The following is an 8,288-nucleotide window of genomic DNA, read 5'->3' as shown; positions in this document are numbered from 1 at the left end:
TTTATAATCGTAAGACCGATGATAATGGTCAAGCTTGCTTAGTTGTTAATTTGGCTCCTGGTTCATATGCAGTGAATGCTACCTTTGCAGGCAATCGTTATTATGAATCTGCATTTGTTAATGCCACAGTCACTGTTGAAAAGGCTAGTGTTACTTTAACAGGCGACGATGTTGTTATGAGCTATAAAGACGGTGCTTATACTGTCCGTGTTGTTGACGCTCAAGGAAACGCCCTTGCAAATGTTGTTGTAAAATTCACCATCAACAATTTAAACTACAAGGCCAAAACCGACGCTAACGGTAGCGCTTCATTAAAAATCAACTTAAAACCTGGCACATACCCTATCAGCGCAGTTGTAAACGATACCAGATACCAATCCGAAACTGTGAATAACACTGTAACAGTCAATGCTGACGGTTTAAGCATTGTCGCCAGTGATGTAAACATGACCTACAAAGACGGTACTGCATACGAAGTCCAACTAGTGAACTCCAATGGTGATGCAGTTGCTTTATCAGGTCAAATAATTAAAATAACAGCTAACGGCATTGCTTACAACAAGAAAACAGATGCCAACGGTATTGCAAAACTAACAATCAACTATGCACCTGGAACATACGAATTAAAAGCAGAATATAACAACATTGAAATAACCAACACAGCTGTTGTAAAAAATGCATAAAACAAAACATTTCAAAAATGGGTTTATTAAAAAATAAACCCTCACTTCTTTATTTTTTAAATATTAAAATTTATTTATTCTAAAATCTATAATAATATTCATGACCCTTAAAGTTTCAGATATTGGCGAAAAAGAGTTAGTTAAATACATTGTTTCTAATTCAAAGAATATTACTCCTGATGATACTGCAATCACCGAATTTAATTCTACAAATTTGATTTCAACAACAGACATGCTAATCCAATCAAGGCACTTTCCAAAGGGAATGTCTTATTTCCATATGGGATTTAAGGCAGTAACCGTTAATGTCAGTGACCTTGCCGCCATGGGAGCTCAACCTTTAGGATTTCTGCTGTCAATTGCAATTCCAAAGGATTTGGCTTTGGATGACTTTAAAGAAATTCTCGATGGTGTTTTAAAGGCTTGTGAGTATTATTCCATCCCACTGATTGGGGGAGACACAAATGAAGCTGATGAGATAATCATTTCCGGAACGGCTTTAGGATTATGTGATGAGCCGTTAATGAGAGATACCTATAATTTGGGTGATGTGATAGCTGTTACTGGCGACATTGGAATCGCAGCATTAGGTTTTGAATTGGACATTTCAGATACTATTTATTCAAAAAAGGCTCTGAAGCCGAAAGCAAGACTTAAAGAAGGTCAAATTTTAAAGGAATATGGTGCAACTTCTGCCACTGATATTACTGACGGACTTGCAAGCGAATTATATGAAATCAAAAAAGACGGCTTTGGATTCATGATTCATGAAGAGCTATTGGAAATTTCCGATGAATACATGCAATTGGCCGACAAGCTTGGTTTGGATTATTTGGATTTGCTATTTCACGTGGGCGAAGATTTTGAGCTGCTGTTTACAATTTCAAAGGATAATTTGGATAAACTGCCAATTGACTATAAAGTGATTGGTGTTGTCAATGATTCTGATGTTATTGAGCTTACTTTAGAAAACGGATTTGTTGAACAGATTAGGAATAAGGGCTATGAACATTATGTTAGTGAGTAATGACTTGTATAAGAAAAGTTCAAAGACGCAAAAGATCAGATGCGAGATATGTGCGAATTACTGTAAAATAGCTGACGGTCATGTTGGAGTATGCAGGCAACACAAAAACATCAATGGTGAGTTATATGATGAATCATATGGAATAGTTTCATCATTAAGTCCTGATCCGATTGAAAAAAAGCCTTTGCATCATTTTCTACCTAAGACATTTACATACTCAATCGGTGGTTTCGGATGTAACATGACATGTTTGCATTGCCAGAACTATATGATATCCCAAGAGTTTGATAAATATTCACGGGGAATTAAAATAACACCAGAAGCGATTGTGGAAAATGCACTTAAATATAATTGCAAGTCAATTGCTTGGACATATAATGAACCTACGATACACTTACCTTTCAACCAGAAAACTTCCCTTTTAGCTAAAAGTAAAAATTTGAAAGTAATCTATGTAACCAACGGTTACTTTTCGGACAAGTCTCTTGAAGAGGTTTTGACTTTTGTCGATGCATTCAATATAGACCTGAAATCAATGTCAAAAGATTTTTACAAAAAAGTCTGCGGTGCTGATTTGGATATTGTTTTGGATAATCTAAAAAGGGTTTACGATGAAGGAAAGCACTTGGAGATTACAAACTTAATCATCAACGATTATAATGATTCGATTGATGAGATTACAGAGTTATGTGATTTCGTTGCAAATGAATTGGGCACGGATGTACCCCTACATTTTTCAAGGGCATTTCCCCACTATAAAATGAATGACATTTCACCTACAAAACCTGAAATATTGTTTAAGGCAAGGGAAATTGCTTTGACAAAAGGCATTGATAATGTCCATTTAGGAAATATTTAAAAAATAGTTAAAAAAAAGTTAGTTATTCTGAAAAACTAACTCTTTCGAATTTTTCAATTGTTTTAAGTGATTTTGTTGCATCCACACCAATTTTTGTAGTTGTTCCATCACTTTCGGCAACAGGATCAAGAGATGAACCGCGCACATTCGGAACAATCATGATGTCCCTATCACCTTTAACGCGTGTAGCTATTGCATATTCAACGTCTTCAGCGTCGAATACATCGACATCAGTGTCAACTACAGTGCAGTGCTTTAGTGAAGGGTGAGCTGACAATGCAGCCATAATGGCATTTTTGCCGTCGCCTTCGGTTTGCTTGTTAATTGAAACGACTGCGTGCAACCAGCAGCAACCGCCTTCAGTTAAAACAACATTCTCAACTGTAGGAACTGCATTTTTAACAGCTTTAAAGATTCTAGGTTCTTGCGGAAGACCTTGCAATAATTTATGTTCGAATCCAGCCGGTATAATTGCATGGTAGCATGGATTGTCCTTTTTGATATGCATTTTTTCCAAGTTAATCACTGGTTGGTCACGGATAATGTCGTAGGTATCGGTCAAATCAACGAAAGGACCTTCAGCAACAGTTTCTGTTACAGAAATCTTACCTTCTAAGATGATATCGGCTTGTGGAACTTCAAGTTCGCCGCATTTAATCAATTCCAGATTACCATCCTTAAAGGCATTTGCAACATCCATTTCATTATAATCTATTGGTATTGAAGTTGTGCTTGCAAGCAGAATTGCCGGATCCATTCCAATAGCTATTGCAATGTCCAAGTCTTCACCAGCTTTTTGAGCGTTTTGGAAATAAGTGTAAAGGTTTCTTGGAACGATTCTTATAACTAACCTTTTGTTATCCAACACCATCATCCTGTGGATTGAAGCGTTTTGAATGCCGGTCACTGGATCGCGTGCAAATACAACGCCTGCAGTAATGTAAGCTCCACCATCTCTTGTATAATGAGTTAAAATAGGAATTTTATCTAAATCAACATCAGATGTATCATATTGGGAAAAGTCGGTAAATTTATCCACTTTAATTGGATTTTCCATAGCATCAATGATTTTTTCAGTAATTTCAGAAACTTCACAGTTAATGGATTTTGCTATTTTATCCCTGGTATTGCAAATACCTGAAATAACAGGCATGTCGAATCCTTTAACGTTTTTAATAATAACAGTATCTTTTGGGTATTTTCTCAAAAATTTTCCCACTTCAAATTCAGCAGATAATTCTTCTGTAATTTCGATAATATTTTGGTCATTAATGTTCATAGTATCACTACAAGTTAATTTTTTTATCTTTTAATTTGTCTAAAAGTCCTGTAATATCTGGATTATTGATAGCAAGAATTTCTGCTGCAAGTACAGCGGCATTTTTACTGTTATTTATTCCAACTGTTGCAACAGGCACTCCTGGTGGCATACTAACAGTAGTAAGCATATAGTCATCACCATATTCATTAGTACATGGAACTCCAATCACTGGCCTATCAGTAAGCCCGACGATTCCTCCGGTAACCTGTGATGAGTTTGAACTAACTCCAATGAATATCTTTGCATTTTTCATTGATTTAACATAATTTGTGAATTTCTTAGTAGACCTAATAGGGCAAACGACTTTCATATCATGTGTGATTTTGAGTCTGTCTAGAAGTGTTGTTATTTTTTTAGCGTTAACCACATCGTTTTGCCTTCCGACAATGATTGCTACCTCAGCGTCCTGGTTTTTACAGCAAGCTTCATTCTCGTCTACTTCGATTTTATTTATTTCGAGATTTTTAATTCTTAAAAAATCGTTTTGAAGGAATTTTTTTTCTATTTTCTGAACAATCTCTTCATTGCTTCTTTTTACTTTTTCGGCATATTCTTTCCTGAGATTGATTACTTTTTGACGCACTTCTTCATCATAAAGTCCAATAAACTGGGCAGCGAGTATTGCGGCATTATCTCCTCTGTCGATTCCGACAGTTGCAATTGGGGAAGGATAAGGCATTTGAACGATGGATTGTAGTGCATCAATACCTCCGGTTTTTACATCAACAGGCACTCCAATTACAGGCCTTGGTGTAAAGGCAGCAATTGTACCGGGCAAGTGTGCAGCAAGTCCTGCAATACCGATAAACACTTCAATTCCAGCATTAGTTCCCTGAGTTACAATTTCACGAACTAAATTTGGAGTTCTATGAGCCGATGCGATTTTTAAACTGTATGGTATTTCTAATTTTTCTAAAATATTCATGCTTTTTTCAGCTATTTCAATATCAGATCCGCTTCCAAGAATAATCATTATCTTTGGTGTCATTTAAAAATCCCTTCTGAAATAAATTTTATCAATTATAGAATATTGTTTTCAAAATATATTAAACTATCATATGATATTTTCAATTGACAATTTAATTGTTTTTTTCAATAACATTTATACTATTTAAATAATAAAACTATATTAATAAAAAATTTTCATGGAGAAATTTGGAGTGTATTGGTTTTTTTTAATCCTTGCTTTTTTATTAGCCGGCATAAAAACTCAAAAGCCTAAAAAATATCAAAAGGTTTCTGTAATCATTCCTGCTTATAATGAGGAGGAAACAGTAGCTAAGGTTGTTGAAGTTGTTAAAAAGGTATCGGTAGTGGATGAAATCATCGTTGTAAATGATGGGTCTAGTGATAATACTGAACAAGAAGCCCTGAAAGCTGGAGCAATTGTGATTAATCATGAAATTAATAAAGGTAAAGGTCAAGCTTTATACACCGGTTATCAACAGGCTGAATGTGATATTATTGCTTTTATTGATGCGGACATTTACAATTTAACTTCCGCTAAAGTTGAAGCAATGATTAGGCCAATACTTGAGGGCAAAACCGATATCACAAAAACTAAATTTTCTCGTGCAAGCGGTCGTGTTACTGAACTTACTGCAAAGCCACTTTTGAACTTTTTCTTCCCTGAAATTTCATTTGAACAACCGCTGAGCGGTCAGTTTGCAGCTAAAAAGGAAGTCTTGAAAAAAATTAATTTTGAAAGCGATTATGGTGTAGATGTTGGTATTGTCATTGATGCTGATGTTCTCGGAATTTCCATAATGGAAGTTGACATCGGTGCTATTGAACATGACATGTCTCCACTTTCTGATTTAAATTTAATGGCTAATGAAGTTGTAAGAACAATCATCGGTCGTGCTAACAAGTACGGCAGAGTAACAATGATTGACGACATTGGTCATGATATTCGAATGTCTATTGTTGGTTTATCTTTAGTTATCCTTGGCTTGTTTACATTGTTCTTTGTAAAATTTGTTCCTTTGGCAATTGGAGTTATAGTTTCCATAATTGGAATAATATTTGCCATTTATTACATTATTAAAGTTATTGTAAAGTCTATTGACATGTTCAGAAAGACTCCGAGGGGAAATTTAATAAGGTCTTTTATTAAGATTCACTTTCCACTGATTATATCAATCATCGTTTTGCTTTTGATGATTTCAACATTCATCGGAGCGGCACATTTTGAGCATGGTGTCTTATCCATCGAACCGAATTCAAGAAACTTGATTATTTATGCTGATGATTCCCCAAGGGACAATACCATTTCTGTAAGGGGACCTTATACTGTCGATACAGCTATTGAAAATGAATCTGGTGAAATACGCATGCCATCTGATGCAATGATGACGCTTGGCGTAAAGGTTAATGATACAATTGTCATTGATGATGAAAGTTATTTGATTAATGAAACCAGGCAAGGCGAACCGGATACTCTTAGACTGCCGATTCAAGCTAAAAAGTTCTTGGATGTGGATACGGGCGATGTCATTCAAAACAGTCGTTTAAAGGAGATATTTGAAGGCAGCATAATAACTCATAGTTTTGAAGTGGATAATGATACAATAAAGGAAAAATTCATCGTTACTTCAAGAGACAAGAATGCATCATCTTATGAAATTATAATTGACAACAATTCTGTTGTAAACTCTTCTGGAATATTTAAGGATAATTCTACTTATGATATTGCAGTAGATGGAGAATATTACGGATCTTTCAATTATAAGGATGGGTTAAATGAGACATTCAAGTATGATGGCCATAAGGTGAAAATATCATTTTGGGATACAAATTCCACTTCAATAAAAGTGTTTGTCCGTGAAAATCAAGGAAATTTCTTGAATTTTAATTTTGAATAATGTGAAATCATTTAATTGTTAAAAAATAAAAATAGTAATCTACAACATTTAGTTGTAGATATTAATCTTTCTTGTCATATGCTTTTACTGCTTCTTCAACATCATTGTAAAGGCCTAAAGCAGCAAGCGCACCAACTTTTCCTTGCTCACCAGTCACTGCAATCAATGGAATGTTTAATTCTTCAGCTGTTTTTTCAGCGGTTTCAACATCCATCATTCCAGATTTTGTAGCAATGGAATATTCTCTTAATTTTTCTGGAATATCTAAACCTTCTAAAATAGCTATTGCTGTTTTATCAGATAAAGTATCTCTTTTAAGAATTTCAATAACTCTGTCGATTAATTCTTGCTTTTTGTCAGCTTCAACCGCAAAAGTCAGTGCAATGGAAACACAGTTCTGTGTTTTGTGAGGATTATGCGGATATAGTTGAACTATAATATGATCCAAGTATTCATATCCTTCACTTGCAAGTTCAACACCTAAGTTGTGAGCCATTGTCCAAGTAGCTCCAGCATCTTTAGTGTCAGTGTCGTCAACACCGATAACCACTTTTTCAAGTTTTGGAGTTACTACAGTTGCCCTTCCGACTTTTGAACCGCCTCCGCTTTCTATAAGTTCGATGTATTTAACACCTTTACCCATTCCTCTGCACATTCCGGCTCCGACACCAGCACCTGCAAGACCGGCATGGGTTACTTTAACCTCATCGCCTTCAACAACGATTTCATCAATTCCAGCCGCATTAAAACTGGCTTTCAAGTCTAGTGGAGCGGAACCAACATGACAGGAGTAAACATGCTTATTACCATCACGATAAGCTGAATCAATTAGTTCAGAGTTGTTTCTGTACTGATTCAATAACCAATGGGATCCTGAAATGCATGGGTGATATTCGACGATTTCGACCTTGTCACCGTCTACCATAGTCAATACTTTTTGATATGGCGCAACCCAAGGGTCATCAAATTTTTCTTTTAATTCTTCAGGTTTTAAAATTTCCATCCAATCACTAAATTTCTTTTAATCTGTCGCACATTTTGATAGCTGCTTCAACAGCACTTTTTGCGTTTTTAACACGTCTGTGAGCATCTAATCTGGTCATTCCTGGACCAGTGATTCCAAGTGCCACTGGAGTATCGTATTCAAGCGCCAAATCAGCAATCTTACGAGAAGCGTGTTGTGCCACGATTTGGTCGTGGTCTGTTGCACCTTCGATTACGGCACCGAGAGTGATTATTGCATCATATTCTCCTTTTTGCAATAATTTTTTGATTACAAGAGGCATATCGAATACGCCTGGAACTGCAACCACTTTTGTAATTTCACAATCTCTATTTTTTGCTTCTGCTTTAGCTAATTCTAACATCATTTGTGTAATATCATAATTAAATTCTGCAACAACTGCTGCTATTTCGTATTTTACCATTTTTATCAAACCTCTCTTTTAATTAACCGTAAAATATAGCAAGAAGGAAACCTGCAACCCCACTGACTACCATAATGAATATGATAAAAAGTGCTGCTAATTGCATT

8 protein-coding genes are annotated in these 8,288 nt (G+C 35.5%); 4 read left to right on the top strand and 4 right to left on the bottom strand.

What is annotated here, in order from left to right; all coding sequences use genetic code 11:
• The 3 genes from ACJROP_RS05495 to amrS form a co-directional block, all read left to right on the top strand.
• Positions 1–683 (top strand): Ig-like domain-containing protein (locus ACJROP_RS05495; RefSeq protein WP_406534484.1); only part of this gene is annotated, 683 nt, incomplete at its 5' end.
• Between the two features lie 100 nt (positions 684–783).
• Positions 784–1,710: a thiamine-phosphate kinase gene (thiL, locus tag ACJROP_RS05490; protein WP_406534483.1), complete on the top strand. Its 927-nt coding sequence runs from the start codon at positions 784–786 to the stop codon at positions 1,708–1,710.
• Positions 1,697–2,569 (top strand): AmmeMemoRadiSam system radical SAM enzyme, encoded by an 873-nt coding sequence (gene amrS, locus ACJROP_RS05485; RefSeq protein ID WP_406534485.1) that lies wholly within the window; start codon positions 1,697–1,699, stop codon positions 2,567–2,569. Before thiL ends, amrS begins: the two co-directional genes overlap by 14 nt.
• Before the next feature lie 22 nt (positions 2,570–2,591).
• On the opposite strand, the gene ACJROP_RS05480 is transcribed toward amrS, so the two are convergent.
• Both ACJROP_RS05480 and purE read right to left on the bottom strand, forming a co-directional pair.
• The gene (locus ACJROP_RS05480; protein ID WP_406534482.1) at positions 2,592–3,848 is read right to left on the bottom strand and encodes a UbiD family decarboxylase; all 1,257 of its coding nucleotides are present in this window, start codon (positions 3,846–3,848) and stop codon (positions 2,592–2,594) included.
• A 7-nt stretch (positions 3,849–3,855) separates the two neighbouring features.
• Complete coding sequence (gene purE, locus ACJROP_RS05475) at positions 3,856–4,878, bottom strand: 5-(carboxyamino)imidazole ribonucleotide mutase (RefSeq protein WP_406534481.1); 1,023 nt, start codon at positions 4,876–4,878, stop codon at positions 3,856–3,858.
• 172 nt (positions 4,879–5,050) lie between these two features.
• Here purE and ACJROP_RS05470 point away from each other — a divergent pair, with 172 nt between their 5' ends.
• A complete protein-coding gene (locus tag ACJROP_RS05470; protein ID WP_406534480.1) occupies positions 5,051–6,754 on the top strand; it encodes a glycosyltransferase in 1,704 nt (567 codons plus the stop codon).
• Positions 6,755–6,815: 61 nt separating this feature from the next.
• On the opposite strand, the gene mmp11 is transcribed toward ACJROP_RS05470, so the two are convergent.
• Positions 6,816–7,757 carry a methanogenesis marker protein 11 gene (gene mmp11, locus ACJROP_RS05465; protein ID WP_406534479.1) on the bottom strand — a complete coding sequence of 314 codons (942 nt, stop codon included), beginning with the start codon at positions 7,755–7,757 and terminating at the stop codon, positions 6,816–6,818.
• A gap of 7 nt (positions 7,758–7,764) precedes the next feature.
• Entirely contained in the window at positions 7,765–8,181 is a 417-nt protein-coding gene (gene ribH / locus ACJROP_RS05460; protein ID WP_292738685.1) for a 6,7-dimethyl-8-ribityllumazine synthase, read from the bottom strand.
• Positions 8,182–8,288 lie beyond the last annotated feature (107 nt).

Source organism: Methanobrevibacter sp. (assembly GCF_045220775.1).
GTDB lineage: Archaea > Methanobacteriota > Methanobacteria > Methanobacteriales > Methanobacteriaceae > Methanocatella.
The sequence above is the reverse complement of the archived record's forward strand: the minus strand, read 5'-3'. Positions and strand labels throughout refer to the sequence as shown.